The 18,107-nt window shown below is 69.3% G+C and carries 17 protein-coding genes and 1 tRNA gene; 6 read left to right on the top strand and 12 right to left on the bottom strand.

Features of this window, described 5'->3' with window-relative positions; genetic code table 11:
- Positions 1–83 precede the first annotated feature (83 nt).
- The 3 genes from EBN03_RS00370 to EBN03_RS00380 form a co-directional block, all read right to left on the bottom strand.
- Positions 84–1,064, bottom strand: a complete 981-nt coding sequence (locus EBN03_RS00370; protein WP_122185840.1) for a ribose-phosphate diphosphokinase — start codon at positions 1,062–1,064, stop codon at positions 84–86.
- On the bottom strand, positions 1,061–2,542 hold the full coding sequence (gene glmU / locus EBN03_RS00375; RefSeq protein WP_122185841.1) for a bifunctional UDP-N-acetylglucosamine diphosphorylase/glucosamine-1-phosphate N-acetyltransferase GlmU: 1,482 nt from the start codon (positions 2,540–2,542) through the stop codon (positions 1,061–1,063). Before glmU ends, EBN03_RS00370 begins: the two co-directional genes overlap by 4 nt.
- Before the next feature lie 81 nt (positions 2,543–2,623).
- A tRNA-Gln gene (locus EBN03_RS00380) sits at positions 2,624–2,694 on the bottom strand.
- A 259-nt stretch (positions 2,695–2,953) separates the two neighbouring features.
- Here EBN03_RS00380 and EBN03_RS00385 point away from each other — a divergent pair.
- From EBN03_RS00385 to EBN03_RS00400, 4 genes are all read left to right on the top strand, one after another.
- Entirely contained in the window at positions 2,954–3,568 is a 615-nt protein-coding gene (locus tag EBN03_RS00385) for a TetR/AcrR family transcriptional regulator (RefSeq protein ID WP_122185842.1), read from the top strand.
- A gap of 219 nt (positions 3,569–3,787) precedes the next feature.
- Complete coding sequence (locus EBN03_RS00390; protein ID WP_122185843.1) at positions 3,788–4,435, top strand: TetR/AcrR family transcriptional regulator; 648 nt, start codon at positions 3,788–3,790, stop codon at positions 4,433–4,435.
- Positions 4,436–4,545: 110 nt separating this feature from the next.
- The gene (gene mfd, locus EBN03_RS00395) at positions 4,546–8,157 is read left to right on the top strand and encodes a transcription-repair coupling factor (RefSeq protein ID WP_122186663.1); all 3,612 of its coding nucleotides are present in this window, start codon (positions 4,546–4,548) and stop codon (positions 8,155–8,157) included.
- Entirely contained in the window at positions 8,154–8,858 is a 705-nt protein-coding gene (locus EBN03_RS00400) for a MazG family protein (RefSeq protein ID WP_122185844.1), read from the top strand. The genes mfd and EBN03_RS00400 overlap by 4 nt, the downstream gene beginning before the upstream one ends.
- Positions 8,859–8,878: 20 nt before the next feature.
- Here the strand turns inward: EBN03_RS00400 and EBN03_RS00405 are convergent, their stop codons facing one another.
- Entirely contained in the window at positions 8,879–9,637 is a 759-nt protein-coding gene (locus EBN03_RS00405) for a group II truncated hemoglobin (RefSeq protein ID WP_122185845.1), read from the bottom strand.
- 120 nt (positions 9,638–9,757) lie between these two features.
- The gene (locus EBN03_RS33935) at positions 9,758–9,907 is read right to left on the bottom strand and encodes a hypothetical protein (protein ID WP_158675498.1); all 150 of its coding nucleotides are present in this window, start codon (positions 9,905–9,907) and stop codon (positions 9,758–9,760) included.
- A gap of 277 nt (positions 9,908–10,184) precedes the next feature.
- Here EBN03_RS33935 and EBN03_RS00410 point away from each other — a divergent pair, with 277 nt between their 5' ends.
- Positions 10,185–10,604 carry a hypothetical protein gene (locus EBN03_RS00410; protein WP_147471418.1) on the top strand — a complete coding sequence of 140 codons (420 nt, stop codon included), beginning with the start codon at positions 10,185–10,187 and terminating at the stop codon, positions 10,602–10,604.
- An 82-nt stretch (positions 10,605–10,686) separates the two neighbouring features.
- Complete coding sequence (locus EBN03_RS00415; protein WP_122185847.1) at positions 10,687–11,085, top strand: hypothetical protein; 399 nt, start codon at positions 10,687–10,689, stop codon at positions 11,083–11,085.
- Positions 11,086–11,090: 5 nt separating this feature from the next.
- Here the strand turns inward: EBN03_RS00415 and EBN03_RS00420 are convergent, their stop codons facing one another.
- The 7 genes from EBN03_RS00420 to EBN03_RS00450 form a co-directional block, all read right to left on the bottom strand.
- Positions 11,091–11,387, bottom strand: a complete 297-nt coding sequence (locus EBN03_RS00420; protein ID WP_122185848.1) for an MTH1187 family thiamine-binding protein — start codon at positions 11,385–11,387, stop codon at positions 11,091–11,093.
- A 3-nt stretch (positions 11,388–11,390) separates the two neighbouring features.
- Positions 11,391–11,876 carry a pyridoxamine 5'-phosphate oxidase family protein gene (locus EBN03_RS00425; RefSeq protein WP_233608010.1) on the bottom strand — a complete coding sequence of 162 codons (486 nt, stop codon included), beginning with the start codon at positions 11,874–11,876 and terminating at the stop codon, positions 11,391–11,393.
- A gap of 135 nt (positions 11,877–12,011) precedes the next feature.
- Positions 12,012–13,418 (bottom strand): MATE family efflux transporter, encoded by a 1,407-nt coding sequence (locus tag EBN03_RS00430; protein WP_122185849.1) that lies wholly within the window; start codon positions 13,416–13,418, stop codon positions 12,012–12,014.
- Positions 13,415–14,443 carry a PLP-dependent cysteine synthase family protein gene (locus EBN03_RS00435; RefSeq protein ID WP_122185850.1) on the bottom strand — a complete coding sequence of 343 codons (1,029 nt, stop codon included), beginning with the start codon at positions 14,441–14,443 and terminating at the stop codon, positions 13,415–13,417. The genes EBN03_RS00430 and EBN03_RS00435 overlap by 4 nt, the downstream gene beginning before the upstream one ends.
- A gap of 42 nt (positions 14,444–14,485) precedes the next feature.
- Positions 14,486–15,838: a type III PLP-dependent enzyme domain-containing protein gene (locus tag EBN03_RS00440; RefSeq protein ID WP_199742548.1), complete on the bottom strand. Its 1,353-nt coding sequence runs from the start codon at positions 15,836–15,838 to the stop codon at positions 14,486–14,488.
- Positions 15,829–16,818 carry an ornithine cyclodeaminase family protein gene (locus EBN03_RS00445; RefSeq protein WP_199742549.1) on the bottom strand — a complete coding sequence of 330 codons (990 nt, stop codon included), beginning with the start codon at positions 16,816–16,818 and terminating at the stop codon, positions 15,829–15,831. The genes EBN03_RS00440 and EBN03_RS00445 overlap by 10 nt, the downstream gene beginning before the upstream one ends.
- A 7-nt stretch (positions 16,819–16,825) precedes the next feature.
- Positions 16,826–17,782, bottom strand: coding sequence for a TauD/TfdA family dioxygenase (locus tag EBN03_RS00450; RefSeq protein ID WP_233608011.1), 957 nt, complete (start codon positions 17,780–17,782; stop codon positions 16,826–16,828).
- Between the last annotated feature and the right edge of the window lie 325 nt (positions 17,783–18,107).

Below are 18,107 nucleotides of genomic sequence, written 5' to 3' on the forward strand. Positions count from 1 at the left end.
CCGCAAACCACAGTGGCCGCCCGCGCCACCCGAGCTGGTCGGGCGAGCGCGCGGACGGCCACGCGAGTAGGGGCGACGGTCGGCTAGGCGGAACCGTTGAACAGGCCGGTCACCGAGCCGTTCTCGAAGACCTCGCGGATGGTGCGGGCCAGCAGCGGGGCGATCGACAGCACGGTCAGCGTCGGGAACTTCTTGTCCTCGGTGATCGGCAGCGTATTGGTGACGATGACCTCCTTGGCGCCGCAGGCGGCCAGCCGCTCGGCCGCGGGGGCCGAGAGCACGCCGTGGGTGGCGGCGATCAGGACGTCACCGGCGCCGGCTTCGCGCAGCACGCGCACGGCCTCGGCGATGGTGCCACCGGTGTCGATCATGTCGTCGATCAGGATGCAGGTGCGGCCCTCGACCTCACCGACCGGGCGGTGCGACTTGACCTGGTTGGGGACCAGCGGGTCACGGGTCTTGTGGATGAACGCGACCGGCGCGCCACCCAGCGAGTCCGCCCACTTCTCCGCCACCTTCACGCGGCCGGCGTCGGGGGAGACGACGGTGACGTTCTCGGTCGAGTAGTGGTTGCGCACGTACTCCGACAGCTGGACCAGCGCGTGCATGTGGTCCACCGGGCCGTCGAAGAAGCCCTGGATCTGGTCGGTGTGCAGGTCGACGGTGATGATCCGGTCGGCGCCGGCCGTCTTGAGCATGTCGGCGACCAGGCGGGCCGAGATCGGCTCGCGGCCACGGTGCTTCTTGTCCTGGCGGGCGTAGGGGTAGAACGGCAGGACGGCGGTGATGCGCTTGGCCGATCCGCGCTTGAGCGCGTCGATCATGATCAGCTGTTCCATCAGCCACTGGTTCAGCGGCGCCGGAAAGCTTTGCAGCACAAAGGCATCCGAGCCACGGACCGATTCCTCGAACCGCACGAAGATCTCGCCGTTGGCGAAGTCGCGCGCCGTCTGGGGTGTGATCTTCACATCCAGCTCTTTGGCGACCTGCTCGGCCAGCTCGGGGTGAGCGCGCCCCGAGAACAGCATCAGGTTCTTCTGGTTATCGGTGGAGAACGCGGTCACTCTTGGTCGCCATCCTTTTGCTCTGTTGCCTGACTCGCCCGTTCACCGGCTGCGATCGCCGCCGCTGCCGCCGCGGATCCGGGCCGCTTCGCGACGACCCAGTCCTCGATGATTCGCTGCGCCCCGGCGGTGTAGGCCAGTGCCCCGGCCGGAACGCTTCTTCGCAGCACAGTACCCGCACCGGTATAGGCGCCGTCACCCACGGTCACCGGTGCGATGAACATGGTGTCACTGCCGGTCCGCACGTGTGAACCCACCGTCGTGTGGTGCTTGGTCACGCCGTCGTAGTTCACGAACACGCTGGAAGCGCCGATGTTGCTGTGTTCGCCGATGGTGGCGTCACCCACATAGGTGAGGTGCGGCACTTTGGAGTGGGCGCCGATCGTGGCGTTCTTGGTTTCGACGAAGGTGCCGACCTTGCCCGACTCGCCGACGACGCTCCCGGGGCGCAGATACGCGAACGGCCCGATCGAGGCACGCGCCCCGATGGTGGCGCGGTCGGCGTGCGTGCGTACCACTTTCGCGCCGTCGCCGACGGTGACGTCGGTCAGGGTGCTGTCCGGGCCGACCTCGGCGTCCTCGCCGATCACGGTCTGCCCGAGCAGCTGTACGCCCGGCCGCAGTACCGCGTCGCGCCCGATCTGCACACCGGCGTCGATCCAGGTGCTGGCCGGGTCGACGACCGTCACGCCCGCGCGCATATGGCGTTCCAGGATGTAGCGGTTGAGGGTGTGCGCGGCCTGCGCCATCTGCACCCGGTCGTTGACGCCGGTCACCTTGTTGGCGTCGATCAGGCGGGCGCCGTGCACCGGATGGCCGGCCTCGCGGGCCAGCTTGAGCACGTCGGTCAGGTATAGCTCGTGCTGGGCGTTGGCGGTGGTCAGGCGGCCGATCATGGTCCGCAGCACGGCGGCGTCGAAGACGTACACACCGGAGTTGACCTCGGTGATCGCCGCCTGCTCGGGTGTGGCGTCGGCGTGCTCGACGATCTCGAGGACGTTGCCCTCCGCGTCGCGCACGATGCGGCCGTAGCCGTTGGCGTCGGCGGGCACGAAGGTCAGCACGGTGACGGCGGACCGTTCCAGGTAGCTGCGGTGCTCGTCCAGCAGGGCCGAGAGGGTGTGGCCGTCGAGCAGCGGCACGTCGGCGGAGGTGACCAGCAGGTCTCCGGTGAAGTCCGCGGGCAGGGCGGTGAGCGCGCACTGGACGGCGTGGCCGGTGCCGAGCTGCTGGTCCTGGACCGCGAGGGTGACCGTCCGGCCCAGTTCCGCCGCAACGGCTTCCGCCGCGGAACCGACTGCGGCGCGGTCGTGGCCGACCACGGTGATCAGGTGGGTCGGGTCGATCTCGTTGGCCGCGTGCAGTGCGTGCTCGAGCATCGTGCGACCCGCCAGCGCGTGCAGCACCTTCGGGGTCTTCGACCGCATCCTGGTTCCGGCTCCTGCGGCGAGAACGACGACGGCGGTCTGCTGCGGCATGGGTCTCCTCGGCTCTGCCTTCACGCGTTCTACTCGACGCGGTTGCTTGCGCCGCCTACCTTAAACGCTCCTGCTCCGGAGCTCCGCCGCCAGGACTCGAACCTGAACTAACTGAACCAAAATCAGTGGTGCTGCCATTACACTACGGCGGATCGTGTTACCGGTGGTTCCGTGAATCACCGGCCGGTCTCGGCAATGCCCACCCAGATCCTTGCATGCCGCGGCCCGTACGTCGAACTGCTTTGCCGATCCGGCCCACGGAGTGTCCCCCACCAGAGGTTGCGTGTGCCTGCCGGTGGCGTGGATGCGCCGGGATCCGGGTTGTCTGCCACAGTTGTATCCGATCGACGACGATTCCCGGGAGGCACAGCGATGACGGCGGGCGAGACGGGACGACCCCCTCGGCTACGGATGACCGGTACCCAGCGGCGGCGGCAATTGATCGAGATCGGCCGAACGTTGTTCGCCGAGAAGGGATACGAGGCGACGTCGATCGAGGAGATCGCCGCCCGCGCCCAGGTGTCCAAGCCCGTGGTGTACGAGCACTTCGGCGGTAAGGAGGGGCTCTACGCGGTGGTCGTCGACCGCGAGATGTCCGCGCTGCTGGACATGATCAACTCCTCGCTCACCACCAACCGTTCACGGGTCCGGGTGGAGCAGGTGGCGCTCGCGCTGCTCACCTATATGGAGGAGCGCACCGACGGGTTCCGGATCCTGATGCGCGACCAGCCGGTGGCGGCCGCCGAGGGCACCTACTCGAGTCTGCTCAACGAGGCCGTGAATCAGGTGGCCCATATCCTGGCCGGTGATTTCGATCGGCGCGGCCTCGATACCGAGCTCGCGACCCTGTACGCGCAGGCGCTGGTCGGCATGGTGGCGACGGCGGCGGCGTGGTGGCTCGACGTGCGGCAGCCGAGTAAGGAAGTGGTAGCCGCGCACCTGGTGAACCTGTGCTGGAACGGGCTGCAGAACCTGGAGTCCGATCCGCAACTGGCGTCCGAATGGTCCAGTGCTGCCGACAGTTAGGCGTTCTCGCCCTGCTCTCCGGTGGGCGATAGGGGATGGAAGCGAACAGTTAACCGACTAATTGCGAGGGAGGCCGGTCGGAATGCTCGAATTCGCGGGCGGCGCCCTGTCGGATGGTACGGTTCTCCCAACCTTCGAGTGCTGTTCGAGCCGCGATATCGGTCTGGTTCGGAATGTCGGTCTACTTCAGGATGGCTGGTTTGATGACAGGCGGAACTGATGGCTAGGCAAGCGCGTGCGGAGATCACCCGCGATTCCGTTCTCGCGGGCGCGGCTGACGTGTTTCTGCGTCTCGGCTACGCAAATGCGAGCCTGAGCGAGATCATCGCGCAGTCCAATGTGACCAAGGGGGCCTTGTACTTTCACTTCGGCTCCAAGGAGGAGCTGGCCCGGGCGGTGGTCGACCAGGGACAGGAGCGACTGGTCAGCGCGTGCCAGGGTTTCTTCGACCCCCGCGTGCCCGCGCTCGAGGCGTGTATCGGCATCACCTACGTGGTCGCCGACCTCACCATGAACGACCCGATGGTCGGCGCCATGCTCAAGCTGACCCACCAGATCGGCGACTACAAGGGCGCGGGCGGCGACAATATCGCCAAGACCTGGGGTGAGACCTACCATCTGCTCTCCGAGCGGGCCATCGCCCAGGGCGACCTGAATCCCGACCTCGACTCCGACGTCATCGGCATGCTGCTGCAGGAGATCGTGGCCGGTGTGCACATCACCGCGGTCGGCACCGACAGCATCGATCAGATGGCGGTCCGCATGGAACGCATGTGGTACTTCCTGCTGCCCTCGATCGTGCCCCCGGAGAAGGTCGGGTATTTCCGCGAGTTCGCTGCCCGGCGGCTGCGCCGCTACGTGCCCTGATCGACCCCGGGTCCGGTAGCGGGCGGTTTCGGCCGGTCGCGGGGCTTGTCGGTACCCGCGTCTAGACTCGACTGGCCCTGTTGTCGCCGATCCGGACCGGGAGTCTGCTGATGTCCACGCTTCGCCCGCCGTTGGCGGGTCTGGCCGCGGTGGCCGGTACCGATGCCGCGCTGGAGCGGGTGCGCACCCTGCTCGACAAGACCGACGTGCGCCTGGTGGCGCCGTCGGCGGTGCGTCCGTTCGTCGCCGCCACGGTGGCGGGCGGGCGTCCGCTGGTAGTGGTCACCGCCAGCGGCCGCGAGGCCGACGATCTGACCACCGAGCTCACCGAGATCCTGGGCGACCGGGTCGCGCTGTTCCCGTCCTGGGAGACGCTCCCGCACGAGCGGCTCTCGCCCAGCGCCGACACGGTGGGCCGCCGGCTCGAGGTGTTGCGCCGCCTGGCCCACCCCGATCATCCGTTGCACGCCGAGCCGTTGCGGGTGGTGGTCACCACCGTTCGCTCACTGATGCAGCCCATGGCCGCCGGTCTCGGCGATATCGAGCCGATCGTGCTGCGGCCCGGCACCGAGCTGGATTTCGACGAATTGGCTGCCCGGCTGGTCGAATTCGCCTACGAGCGAGTCGACATGGTGGGCAAGCGCGGCGAATTCGCGGTGCGCGGCGGCATTCTCGACCTGTTCCCGCCGACGGCGGATCATCCGGTGCGCGTGGAGTTCTGGGGCGACGAGGTCTCCTCGATCCGCCCGTTCTCGGTGGCCGACCAGCGTTCGCTGTCCGAGGTGACCGTGGATGTTGTTGTGGCACAACCCTGCCGGGAGCTGCTGCTCACCGACGAGCTGCGGGAGCGCGCCGCCGCGGTGGCCGCCGACAATGCCGCCGACGCGGCCCTGGTCGAGATGCTGGACAAGCTCGCCGCGGGTGTGCCGGTGGTCGGCATGGAAGCCCTGCTGCCGGTGCTGCGGCCGGGTGGACTGCAACTGCTCACCGAGGTGCTGCCCGCGGGAACCCATGTGCTGCTGTGTGATCCGGAGAAGGTCCGCACTCGCGCCGCGGATCTGGTTCGCACCGGGCAGGAGTTCCTGGAGGCGTCGTGGACCGCCGCCTCGTTCGGCGCCACCGCCCCGCTGGGTGCGCACGGCCTCGACCTGGCCGCATCGTCCTACCGTGGTCTGGACGTGGTGCACGCCGACGCGAACGCCCACGACCTGCCCTGGTGGACGTTGAGCCCCTTGGCATCCGGTGATCCCGACGAGGTGGTGCTGCCGGTGCTGGCGGCGCCCGCCGCCCGCGGTTCCGAGGAACTGATCGCCACGATCTTCGCGTCGCTGCGCGCGCAGGTCACCACCGGTGGCCGGGCGGTCATCGTGGTCGCGGGACACGGTACGGCGCAACGTTTCCTGGAGCGTCTGGCCGACGCCGAGGTACCGGCCGCCGCGCTGGAACCGGGCGCCGAGCCGCAGCCGGGCACGGTCGGGGTGCTGTGCGGTTCACTGCACGACGGCCTGGTGTTCGACGACGCGAAACTGGTGGTGATCGCCGAATCCGATCTCACCGGTAACCGGGTCACCGCCCCCGGCGAGGGCAAGAAGCTCCCGGCGCGGCGCCGCAACCAGGTCGACCCGCTGGCCCTGCAGGCCGGCGACCTGGTCGTGCACGACCAGCACGGCATCGGCAAGTTCGTGGAGATGATCGAGCGCACCGTGGGCGGCGCCCGGCGCGAATACCTGGTCATCGAGTACGCCCCCGGCAAGCGCGGCCAGCCCGGCGACCGACTGTTCGTGCCGATGGACGCGCTGGACTTGTTGTCGCGCTACGTAGGTGGCGAACTTCCGAGTCTGTCCAAGCTCGGCGGCTCCGACTGGGCGAACACGAAACGCAAGGCGCGCAAGGCCGTTCGCGAGATCGCCACCGAGCTGGTGCAGCTGTACGCGGCCCGCCAGGCGGCGCCGGGGCACGCGTTCGGACCCGACACCCCCTGGCAGCAGGAGATGGAGGACGCGTTCGCGTTCACCGAGACCGCCGACCAGCTCACCGCCATCGCCGAGGTCAAGGCCGACATGCAGAAGGCGGTCCCGATGGACCGGGTCATCTGCGGTGACGTCGGCTACGGCAAGACCGAGATCGCGGTGCGTGCCGCGTTCAAGGCGGTGCAGGACGGCAAGCAGGTCGCGGTGCTGGTGCCCACCACGCTGCTGGCCCAACAGCATCTGCAGACGTTCGTGGAGCGAATGGCCGGTTTCCCGGTGACGATCAAGGGCCTGTCCCGCTTCACCGATGCCGCCGAATCGCGGGAAACCATGGAGGGCATGGCAACCGGCGACGTCGACATCGTGGTCGGCACCCACCGGCTGCTGCAGACCGGCGTCCGCTGGAAGGACCTCGGCCTGGTGATCATCGACGAGGAGCAGCGCTTCGGTGTCGAGCACAAGGAGCACATCAAGGCGCTGCGCACCCACGTCGACATGCTGACCATGTCGGCCACCCCGATCCCGCGCACCCTGGAGATGAGCCTGGCCGGGATCCGCGAGATGTCGACCATCCTCACCCCGCCCGAGGAACGGCACCCGATCCTCACCTATGTCGGTGGCTATCAGGACAAGCAGGTGGCCGCCGCCATCCGTCGCGAGCTGCTGCGCGACGGCCAGGTGTTCTATGTGCACAACCGGGTGTCCTCGATCGACAAGGCGGCCAAGAAGATTCGCGATCTGGTGCCCGAAGCGCGGGTGGCGGTGGCGCACGGCCAGATGAACGAGGACCTGCTGGAGAAGACCGTGCAGGGCTTCTGGGAGCGCGAGTACGACGTGCTGATGTGTACCACCATCATCGAGACCGGCCTCGACATCTCCAATGCCAACACCCTGATCGTGGAACGTGCCGACGCCCTGGGTCTTTCGCAGTTGCACCAGCTGCGCGGGCGGGTCGGGCGTAGCCGCGAGCGCGGCTACGCCTACTTCCTGTATCCGGCGGAGAAGCCGCTCACCGAGACCGCCTACGACCGCCTGGCCACCATCGCGCAGAACTCCGATCTCGGTGCCGGGATGGCGGTGGCCATGAAGGACCTCGAGATCCGCGGTGCGGGAAACGTGCTGGGCGCCGAGCAGTCCGGGCACGTCGCCGGGGTCGGCTTCGATCTCTACGTGCGCCTGGTGGGCGAGGCGGTGGAGGCCTATCGCGCCGCCGCCGACGGCCGCCCGATCGTCACCGACGAAGAGGTGCGGGAGGTGCGGATCGATCTTCCGGTCGACGCGCACATCCCGCCGGACTACATCTCCAGCGAGCGGCTGCGCCTGGAGGCGTACCGCAAACTCGCTGCAGCGGTGGATAATTCGGGTCTGGACTCCGTGGTCGACGAGCTCACCGACCGGTACGGCCCGCTGCCGGTGGAGGTCGGCCGGCTGGTCGCGGTGGCCAAGCTGCGGTTGCTGTGCCGCGAGTACGGGCTGGCCGAGGTGGCGGTCACCGGCACCTCGCTGAAGATCTCGCCCATGCAGCTGCCGGACTCGAAACAGTTGCGGCTCAAGCGGTTGTATCCGGCGGCGAACTACCGGCCCACCACCGGCGTGGTGCAGGTGCCGCTGCCGCGCGTGGAGGACAGTGTCGGTGCGGCCCGGGTCCGCGACGTCGCGGTGGTGCAGTTCGTGGCCGACTTCCTGCTGGCGCTCGACGGTAAGCCGCAGGGCATGGTCGACGTGAGCTCGCCGGTCACCGAGGCTCGATGACCGGCGAATCATCCTCGGGCGCAGACCGTTCCCCGACCCTGGGCGACGCGGTCGCGATCATGGACCGGTTGTGGCGGTTCGGTGGCTGGGAGATCACCCAGACCCACGATTCGTTGCGCCCGTACCTGCTGGAGGAGACCTACGAGCTGCTCGACGCGATCCAGGCCGAGGATGCCGAGACGATCAAGGAAGAGCTCGGCGATCTGCTGCTGCAGGTGCTGTTCCATTCCCGGATCGCCGAGGCCGCAGGCGAATTCACCGTCGACGACGTGGCCGCCACATTGGTGGCGAAGCTGGTCCACCGCAGCCCGCACCTGCACGACGAGCCGTTGGACGCCGGGCTGCCGGTCGCCGAGAAGATCGCGGCGCAGGAGAAGGCCTGGGCCGCACGCAAATCCACCGAGAAGGCGCGGCGCTCCTGCCTGGACGGTATCGCCATGGCGCAGCCCGCGCTGGCCCTGGCCGAGAAGATCCGCAGCCGCAGCGAGGCCGCAGGTCTGCCGGAAGACCTTGTCCCCGAAGCGCTTTCGATCGTCCGGCTGGGTGGTCCGGGCAGTGCCGAAGAACGTCTGCGCCAGGCCGCACTGTCCTTCGCCACCGATATCCGGGCCGCCGAGGACGCCGCCGAAGCCGCACGCGGCGAGCGGGCCGCGCTCGCGCCCGCCGACTGGCGCGCCTACTGGCCCGATCCACGCCCCTAGGCGGCCACACCCGCCGAGGTTCAGCCGCGGTAGGGCAGCTTCACGCCCCAACCCCAGTGCGGGATCTCCCCGTCGTAGGCCTCGCGCCCCGGCTGGGAGTTGATCTCCGCCAAACGCGTACCCCACTCGATATAGGAGGCGAACGCGGCCCGGAACTCCGGGTCGCTCGGCAGCCCCACCTCGTCGGCGGCATCCATGAGCAGATTCACCCACCGCCGGCGCTGTGCCTCGCTGATGTGTTTGCCCAGGTGGGCGCTGACCATGTGCCGGTAGTCGCCGCGCTCGCTGCTGTAGGCGGCCGGTCCGCCGAACACCTCGCCCAGCCACATGGCCACGAAGTGCGGGTGGTCGGGGTCCATGTGCGCGAAGAGTGGGCCGATCAGCTCGTCCTTGCGGACCTCGCGGTAGAAGGCGTCGGTCAGCTTGTCGAACGCCGCGTGTCCGCCGGCCCAGTCGTAGAGCGTGGGAACCGCTCCGCCGGATCCGTGGACCGGGGTCGGGTCGTAGTGGTCCATCTCGACGAGATTCGGGATGTAGGGCTCGATCTCGGCGAGGAAGGCGGGGAAGTGCGGCCCGCCGCGGAACTTCTTCGGGTGGTCTTCGGCCGAGGTCCAGGTGATGCGGAGAATGTAGTTCTCGGGTTCTTTCACCGAGCGGTGCAGTTCGTAGTCCACGCACTCGGGTGCGGCCGATAGCTGTTGTGCCGCACGGGAATATGCCGCCTCGAACGCGGCGGACCGTTCGGTGGGTATGCGGTAGCGGAGGTATTCGACGACCATCGCGTCCTGCTTTCGGAGTCTGCGCCGCGCGGCGAAGCGTGCGGGCGATCTCAGCCGCGACATCGCGGCTCGGTCCTCAGCAGTACAGCACCGGATGGTTCCATCCGGCACGTCTGTTCGCTACCGGCGTCGCAGCGGCGGCTCGTCCGGCCGGGACGCGAGGATCACGGGCCGGTGGACGAACAGGTCGGCGCGGGCGTCGCGCATGCTCAGCACGGCGCCGATCAGGAAGGAAGTGAGGCAAGTGGCCGCGACTGCGATGCCGTACATGGGACGCTCCTGAAAATCGGGAAACGGTGGATACACCTCCGGTATCGGCCCGAAGTCGCAGTATGTTGCGCACAATTCCGCGCCGGACCTTGCGATTGACCGTTATTCACTATTGGCCCGATTCGACAAACGGATTCGGGCCAGTGTCGTGAATGCTTCCGCATCCCCGTTCCGCGCCATTGCGGGTCCGGTCCGGGGCGCGGACCATCGATCGGTATCGGGTCTCGATCGCCGGACCGTGCCGCAGCGGGCGGCCGGCGCGACGGAAGGAACCGATATGCGCTCGACGAGGAGGAACGCCGCGGCGGGGGCCGCGTACGCATTCGGGTCGCTGGTGGCGGCGCTGGTCCATCTGGCCCCGCCCGCGCCGGCAAACGTCTCCGACTTCACCATCGCGACGGGCGCGAGTCTCGGCGGCTACGGAACGGACTGTCGCTACCGTGCGTCCGTGCCCGTGAACAGCGACGACACGGTGATCTTCTACGACGAGGACAGCGGCTCGTTCGCCCCGCAGTTCGCGGTTCCGGTCGACGGGGTCGCGCGTGCGGTGTGGACGCCGACCGCGCGCGGTACCCACGTCCTGCACGCGCTGCAACGGCATGCCGACGGACCGGACAGCGAGCTCACCGTCACGCTGTCGGTCGGAATGGGTATCCACTTCCAGGACCTCGATGCCTGCCTCGTGGTCAGGCAATGACGCGAATTCGGTAATCCACCGCGTACGGTGAGTTCGGCGTGAATTCGATGGATGCGACGACACCGGTTACCGAGGAGCCGAAATGCGCGCTGGGCGAGGGAAGACCGCCGCGGTGGTGATTACTGCGGTCGTTTCGGCGGCGGCCGGCGCGGTATCGGCGCACGCCGATCCGACCGGCATGACTGTCGCGCCGGGATTCGAGAACAGCGCAATGGGTGTCGGGTGCGGCTATCCCGTGACCGTGCAGGCCTCCGGTGACATGCCGGTCTACTTCTGGGACATCGACCGGGGCACCTTCGAACCGCCGGTGTCCGTGCCGAGCGGCGGTGTGGCCACCAGCCGCTTCCGGCCGCTCACCTTCGGCACCCATCGGCTGGTCGCCGCCCAGACCGGCAGCGACGGAACGTCCATGCAGGTCTTCGCGCAGGTCGGCGGGGTGCGGTTGGGCATCGACACCGGCAGCGGCTGCGTCGTCATGTAGCCGGTTCAGTCCGCGGCGAGATATCGCTCCACGGACTCGACCTTGGACCGCATGGCGCCGGTGACCCCGGGGCGGATATCGGCCTTCACCACCAGACTGCAGCGGGGCGCGACCGCCAGCACGGCCTCGGTGGCCTGCTTGATCACGCCCATCACCTCGTCCCATTCGCCTTCGACGGTGGTGTACATGGCGGTGGTCTCGTTGGGCAGGCCGCTGGCGCGCACGACGCGTACGGCGGCGGCCACCGCGGCGCCGACATCTTCACCGACGCCGAGGGGAGTGACCGAGAAGGCTGCGAGCATGAATCAAGTGTCCAGGGAAGCCATCTCGCGCAAGGTCGCGACGCGCCGTTCCAGATAGTGCAGTTCGGATTCGTCGAGTACGTTGCGGCCGATGCCGGTTGCCACCGCGAAGGCCGACTGGCGGTGGTCGTCGATGGTGTCGACCGCGAGTTCGACGGCCGCGTAGTCGGTGGTCCCGGGCATCGGATCGGCGAGCACCGCGGCGCGTCCGCGCGCACACAGCGCGACATTTCCCGCGCCCAGGATCAGCAGGGCCACCTCGGGCCGCGCCCGCAGCCGAGCCAGCGATCCACGATCGGACTTGAGGCTCAAAAGAATTCGTCGATCACCGGCCCGCACCGGCCAGGACACCGGGATGGCGTGCGGCTCCGGCGCGACGGTCACCAGCACGGCGATGGTGTCCTGCGGCCACTCCGGCAGCCGCTCGAGTTCCGGGTGTGCGTCCACCTCGGGTGCGGGTTCCTGGCGCTGCTGGACCGGGCTGGCCATGATCGTCCCCTCACGTCGGCTCGTGGCGGGGGGGGCCGGGGGCCCCCCCCCCCCACGAGTCTAATCCGTTGCCGCTCAGGCTCACCGCCATCCGACCGTCATTTACGACCGTTCGGAAATTTCGGGCGTGTCCGGTCAGGGCGGGCCGGGCATGCTGTCCGCCAGCACTCGAGGGCGGGTCCGGACCCGCCGATCGATCAGGGTTCGGTAGCGCCGCAACATGAGCCCGGCGGTGACCGCCAGGCCGGCGGTGAGACCCCACCAGACGCCGGCGGCGCCCAGGCCCGCCGGGAAGGCCAGCGCCAAGGCGGTGGGCAGCCCGACGATCCAGTAGCCGACCAGCGACAGGCGGAACCCGGCGGCGGTTTCCTGTACACCGCGCAGCAGTCCGTTGCCGATGTTCTGAGCGGCGTCGAAGAACTGCAGCACCACCGCGATCGGGAGCAGGCCGCGCGCGGTCGCGACGGTGGTCGGGTCCCGGTCGGTGAGCAGCGGTTGCAGGACCGTGTCCGGCGCGGCCACGTACAGCACCCCGACGAGCGTGGTGATCAGCGCCGCCTGGCGCAGCGCGATCGCGGCCAGGGTGCGCGCGGCCCGGAACTCGTAGCGTGCCACCGCCCGGCTGACCAGGATCGAAACCCCGTGCGAGAGACCGATCGCCACCTGGAACACGATGTAGACGAGCTGGTAGACGATATTGTGCGCGGCGAGCGCGGCCGGTCCCAGCGCGCCCATCACCAGCGCCAGCACCGAGAACAGCCCGGCCTCCGAACCGTAGGTCAGCGCGATCGGGGTGCCGAGACGCAGTTCGGTGCACAGGGTTTCGCGCCGGACCGGCCACATCCACAGCGGCAGTGTGGCATTCAGCTGCGGGTCACGGGTGACCATGAGCGCCAGCACTACACAGCTGACCGTCAGGACCAGCGTGGTCGCGATCCCGATCCCGGTCAGCCCCAGCGCCGGCAGTCCCGCCCAGCCGTGCATCAGCGGCAGCGCCAGCGCGACATTGAGCACCACCGAGCCGAGCGTCACCACCAGCAGCGCCTGCGGCCGGCGCATGCCGACGGTGTACTGCCGCAGCACCTGGAACCACAGGCACGGCAGCAGTCCCGGCGCCAGCGCGATCAGCAGCGGCCGGGCCGCGGCCAGCACCCCCGCGTCCTGGCCCAGCCACTGCAACACCCAGCCGGACGCGACCAGCACCGCGCCGCCCAGCAGCGCCGACACGGTAGCGATGAGAAAACCGGTCCGCAGGATGTCGCGGATCTCCACTTCGGCGAAGCCGCGGCGCTGTTCGGCGCGGCTGACCGCGCTCGCGACCTGATTGCCGGTGGCCGTGATCAATCCGACGCACATGGTGCGAATCTGGTTGAACAGCACCAGCGCCAGGCCGCCCGCCGCCACCTCCCGCACCCCGAGCGTGCCCATCAGCGCGATATTGGTGGTCGAAACCGCCACCTGGGCCAGCTGGGTGCCCGCGATCGGCGCGGCCAGCGCCACCAGACGGCGACTGTCGGTGTCGCCGCGGAAGAGCGCATTCACCGGGCGCCGACCAGGGTGCCCGTCGTGGTCGTGTAGCGGTTCAGGAGCGCGACCACGTCCTGTTCGGCCGCGGTGTCGAGTAGGTCGCGGTCGGCCATCCAGTCGTCGTCGAAGACGGTGTCGAGGTATTTCTCGCCGCCGTCGCACACGATGCTGACGACGGTCGAGCCGGGCGGGAACTCCTCCAGCAGGTTCAGCGCCGCGTGCACCGAACCGCCGGCCGAGCCGCCCAGCAGCAGGCCGTGGGTTCGGGCGACCGCGCGGGCGGTGGCGAACGCGTCGATATCGGAGACCTTCACGCCCTCGTCGAGCAGCGTGTAGTCGACCGCGGTGCCGATGGTCGCCCCCGGCGGGGTACCGGTGCCGGACTGCCAGTAGGTGCCGCCCGGACCACCGAAGGCGATGGACCCCACCGGTTCCACGCCGATCACCCGCACCGGCCGGCCCAGGTCGTGCAGCCGCCGTGCGGTACCGAACAGTGAGCCGCCGGTGCCGACCGCCGACACCAGCACGTCGACCCGGTCCAGGTCGGCGAGCAGTTCGTCGGCGACCGCGTAGTAGCCGACCGCGTTGGCGTCGTTGTTGTGCTGCTCGGTGAAATAGGCGTCCGGGTCGGCGGCGGCCAGCGCCGCCGCGTGGTCCTCGCGCGCCGACGTGGCCAGGCCGTCGTCCCCGGCGTCGGAGACGAACACCAGCTCGGCGCCGAGCGCGCGCATGGCCCGCAGCTTGTCGGTGCAGGCGTGATGGTCGACCACCGCGGTGAACCGGTAGCCGCGTTCGGCCGCGACCACGGCCAGCCCGAGTCCCGTATTGCCGGAGGTGGATTCGACGATGTGGCCGCCCGGGGACAGCAGGCCGCGCCGTTCGGCGTCGCGGACCATCGAGCGGGCCATCCGGATCTTGGCCGCGCCGGTCGGGTTGAACTGCTCGAGCTTGAGCAGCAGCCGGGTGCCGCCGGTGGTGGCCGCGAGTTCGAACAGCGGGGTGTTACCGATCAGATCCGTCACGCGCGTGACGACCGGCATGGAATGTCTCCTGGGGTGAATGGGGTGGGTGGGAGGTCGAACTCAGGGGGTGTCCAGGCGCCAGCGCAGCCGCCCGCCGGGCGCGTCGTGCAGGACGACCTTCTGCGGGATGGGTAGTTCGTGGAAGGCGGACTCGTTCGAATCCATCTGGTATCCAGCGGTATTCGGATAGATCAACAGATCGCCGACGGCTGCGGCGCGCGGCGCCGGGATGCGCCGCCAGCTCAGCATGTCCGTTTCCAGGCAGGTGGAACCGCCCACGGCCATCGCCGTCGGGGTGCCGGGCCGGACCGGCCACAGCACCGGATCCGGCAGGTACTCGCTGTCGAACCACTGCTCCGACAGGCTCAGGCTGGAACCGCCCACGGTGAGCAGCTGGTACGGGCTCCCATGTGCGGTACGAGATTTCACGCCCTGTACCGGAAACACCGTGCTGCCCGCCCGGTCCAGCAGGGCTCGCCCGGGCTCGACGACCAGCCGCACGCCGTCCGCGCGCAACTGTCGCGCCAGGTCCTGGTGGCCCAGGATCGTGGTCAGCATGTCCGCGCCGCTGCCCGGCTGGTGGTACGGGTAGTAGGACTCGAAGTTCTTGCCGGCGTGGAACCAGTGCGGGCCCACGCCCGCGACGAAGTCCCGCCACGGTCCGGCCGGTACGTAGTCGACCCCGAAGCCACCGCCGATCGACAGCACGGTCGCCGGGTGCCCGAGGACGCGGGCCAGCCGGATCCGTTCCAGGGTCGCCAGTGCCAGCTCGGCGCGGGCGATCGGGTCGTAGCCGCCGAGATGGAAACTGAAGCCCGCCAGACGAACCGGGCCGCCGGGCGGGAAGGCCAGGATCCGGTCCAGTTCGTCGTCGGTCATGCCGAAGCGGCTGTCCGACCCCGGTGGCCGGACCCGCGACAGCGCCTGCGCCGCAATACCCAACTCGGCCAGCCGATCCCATTCGGCCGGGGAGTCGACGGTGATCAGCGCGCCGTGCCGGGCGGCCAGCCACAGCAGGTCGCGTGACTTCGCGGGGCCGGTGATCAGCAGCTCCGGACCCCGGATGCCCTGGGCCAGAGCGGAATTCAGCTCGCCGATACTCGAGACGTCGACCCCGGCGCCGGATTCGGCGCAGGCGCGGGCCACGCAGGCCGCCTTGTTCGCCTTCTTCCCGAAGTAGATCGCCCCGTCCACCCCGGCCGCCTCGAACGCGGCCCGGAAGCCGGCGACGACATCCCGCACCCGATCGGGGTAGAGCACGTGGAACGGTCCACCGAGCGCGAAGGCGATGTCGCCCAGCAGGTTCGGATCGGCCAGCAGCTGCTGCTCCCAGGGCTCGATATGCGCGGGCAGCGCGGGCGCGGTGATCCCCAGGGCGGTTTCGGGTGCCGGGGGAGCGCTGTTCAGTCCCACAGCGCGACCTCGGTTCCGCGCCCGGCGGCAATGGCGTTCTCGGCCAGCGCATGCGCGACCGCGATATCGGTGAGGACCAAGCCGCTGTTGTACACGAAAACCTTCTCGTCGTCGTGGCGGCGCGCGACCGCCCGCCGGCCGAGGATCTGCGGAAGTTCCGCGTCCACCGGTCGCAGGCGGCCGTCCGGGCCGGCCATGTCGGTGCCGGTCAGCGCCATCTGTTCGGCACTGGTCGCGACCACCCGGTCGGCATCGGCGAGCGTCGAGGGCGCCAGGCCGTAGCCGACCAGTACGGCCACCGAACCCGGTGCGAGATCGGATGATTCGACCGCGGCCGGGGTGGCCGGGCCTGCGGTGGCCAGGACCACGTCGGCGTCGCGGGCCGCCGCGCGCGGGTCGTCGACCACGCGCAGTTCCAGGTGCGGGTGGTGGGCACCGAGCTGATCGCGGACCGCGGCCAGGCCCTCGTGATGGGTGCCGAACACCATGAGCCGCCGCAGGTGCGGGTTGGCGGCCAGTAGATGCGGAAGTGCCTGGCGGCCTTGGGTTCCGGTGCCGATCAACAGCACGCTGTCGGCGCCGCCGCGGATCGTCTCGCGCACCAGCAGCGCCGAGACCGCGGGTGTACGCAATGCCCCCACCCGGGAGCAGTCCATCATGGCGATCGGCATGCCGGTGGCGTCGTCGTACAGCGTGATCGTGGTGTAGTAGCGCTTGGTGCTGCGGTCGTGGCTGGGGTCGAACTTGTAGGAGGTCTTCATGGCCACGACGCGGCGGCGGCCGTCGCGGCCGAGCATGGCGTAGGCCACCGACCAGCCGTCGGGATGCGCGACGCTGAGTTTGCGCGGGTTCTCCGAATCACCGGCGGCCAGTGCGAGATACGCGTCCTCGACGGCGCGCACCACCTCAGCCGGGGTGATCGGTACATCGGCGAGATCGCTGCGGGACAGTACCCGCAGCGGGGTCGGTCTGCTGGTCACGGCTTCCTCATCTGTAGCTCGGCGGCGTCGGTCGTGGTGTGTGGGCGAACGGGGTGACGGTCCGCTGGCCGTAGCCGGTCTCGGATCGTTCGGCGGGATCCCGGTTTCGTTGTGGCAGTGCGATGTTCACTCGGAGCAGCCAGCGGTCGGTGCCGTCGTAGCGCGGGGTGAACGGCACCCGGCCGTGCACCACCACGTCGTTGTCGAGCAGCAGCAACTGGCCGGGACGCAGGATCGCGGTCCGGCAGACCCGTTCCAGTTCGGCGCCGAGTTCGGTGTAGGCGCTGCGGAATTCGGCGTCGCCGTCGTCGAGGGGGGTGTAGGCGGGGTCGTAGCGCAGGGTGCCGGCCGGGCCGACGGTTGCCACGGGTGGGCAGGGCTGCCGGTGAAAGTCGTTGCCGTAGGACACATCCGGCAGGATCGGCAGGACCCGCGTGCGCAGCCGACGGTCCGCGACCGGGCTCAGCCGGACCTCGCGGACCGAGGAGATCGTCGTGGCGACCCGATCCGGGTTGCGCAGGCAGCCGAGCAACAGCAGGTGGGCGCGGGCGGGATGGAAGGCGTCCTCGGTGTGCGGGGCCAGCAGGGTGGTGCTGCCGGCGCCGGACTGTTCGTCCTCGTGTCCGGGCGCCGGAACGATGGTGTTGACCAGGCGCCCGTCCTGCTGGCCGAGCCAGCCGAAGGGCTGTCCGGCACAGCGGGCCAGCAGCAGCATCGCCAGCTCGTGGCGGAAGGCGGCCGACCGGGGCGTGCGTCGCGCGGCCGCGCGCCAGTCGCGCGGGGTGGGCCCGAGTTCGGCGTCGGTGACCGGGATCCGGGACACGACCGCGGCACCGCACGCGGTGGCCGGTGGGCGCACGGCGGTCGCGACCTCGTGCGGCAGCCGCGCGCAGCCGGCTTCGACCAACTCGATCAGTTCCGGATCGGTGAGGGTGGAGAACCGGCGCGCCGACGAACGGGGCATGGATTCGATTGTGGCGGCGATCTCTTCGGCTGTGTCGTGAACCGCGTGCGCGGCGGCGTCGGGTAGGTCTCGGCGTTCGAGCCCGCCCGCGTCGTCTCCGCTAGCTGTATGACGTTCTCGCAGAACGTTGTTCACCGAGGTATTCCCTTCTCCGCTACCGAGGTGACGCAGGGTGGTGAGCTCGGTTCGTGAAGGTAGTCCCGCCCACATAATTAAGCAAGCCTTACCTAAAGTGTGTTGCCGGACATAGCGAAACCGTATCGCAGTGACCGGCCCGGCGGAAAGTCGGTGACGGACCGCCGCCCGATCTGTCGGCATAGTGGAC

It is taken from the genome of Nocardia stercoris (genome assembly GCF_003696265.1).
Classification (GTDB): domain Bacteria; phylum Actinomycetota; class Actinomycetes; order Mycobacteriales; family Mycobacteriaceae; genus Nocardia; species Nocardia stercoris.

What these genes read in the sequence shown, in the direction of transcription:
- glmU (WP_122185841.1), bottom strand. Translation starts at nt 2,542, where the DNA reads ATGCCGCAGCAGACCGCCGTCGTCGTTCTCGCCGCAGGAGCCGGAACC.
- EBN03_RS00385 (WP_122185842.1), top strand. Translation starts at nt 2,954, where the DNA reads ATGACCGGTACCCAGCGGCGGCGGCAATTGATCGAGATCGGCCGAACG.
- EBN03_RS00390 (WP_122185843.1), top strand. Translation starts at nt 3,788, where the DNA reads ATGGCTAGGCAAGCGCGTGCGGAGATCACCCGCGATTCCGTTCTCGCG.
- mfd (WP_122186663.1), top strand. Translation starts at nt 4,546, where the DNA reads ATGTCCACGCTTCGCCCGCCGTTGGCGGGTCTGGCCGCGGTGGCCGGT.
- EBN03_RS00400 (WP_122185844.1), top strand. Translation starts at nt 8,154, where the DNA reads ATGACCGGCGAATCATCCTCGGGCGCAGACCGTTCCCCGACCCTGGGC.
- EBN03_RS00405 (WP_122185845.1), bottom strand. Translation starts at nt 9,637, where the DNA reads ATGGTCGTCGAATACCTCCGCTACCGCATACCCACCGAACGGTCCGCC.
- EBN03_RS33935 (WP_158675498.1), bottom strand. Translation starts at nt 9,907, where the DNA reads ATGTACGGCATCGCAGTCGCGGCCACTTGCCTCACTTCCTTCCTGATC.
- EBN03_RS00410 (WP_147471418.1), top strand. Translation starts at nt 10,185, where the DNA reads ATGCGCTCGACGAGGAGGAACGCCGCGGCGGGGGCCGCGTACGCATTC.
- EBN03_RS00415 (WP_122185847.1), top strand. Translation starts at nt 10,687, where the DNA reads ATGCGCGCTGGGCGAGGGAAGACCGCCGCGGTGGTGATTACTGCGGTC.
- EBN03_RS00420 (WP_122185848.1), bottom strand. Translation starts at nt 11,387, where the DNA reads ATGCTCGCAGCCTTCTCGGTCACTCCCCTCGGCGTCGGTGAAGATGTC.
- EBN03_RS00425 (WP_233608010.1), bottom strand. Translation starts at nt 11,876, where the DNA reads ATGGCCAGCCCGGTCCAGCAGCGCCAGGAACCCGCACCCGAGGTGGAC.
- EBN03_RS00435 (WP_122185850.1), bottom strand. Translation starts at nt 14,443, where the DNA reads ATGCCGGTCGTCACGCGCGTGACGGATCTGATCGGTAACACCCCGCTG.
- EBN03_RS00450 (WP_233608011.1), bottom strand. Translation starts at nt 17,782, where the DNA reads ATGCCCCGTTCGTCGGCGCGCCGGTTCTCCACCCTCACCGATCCGGAA.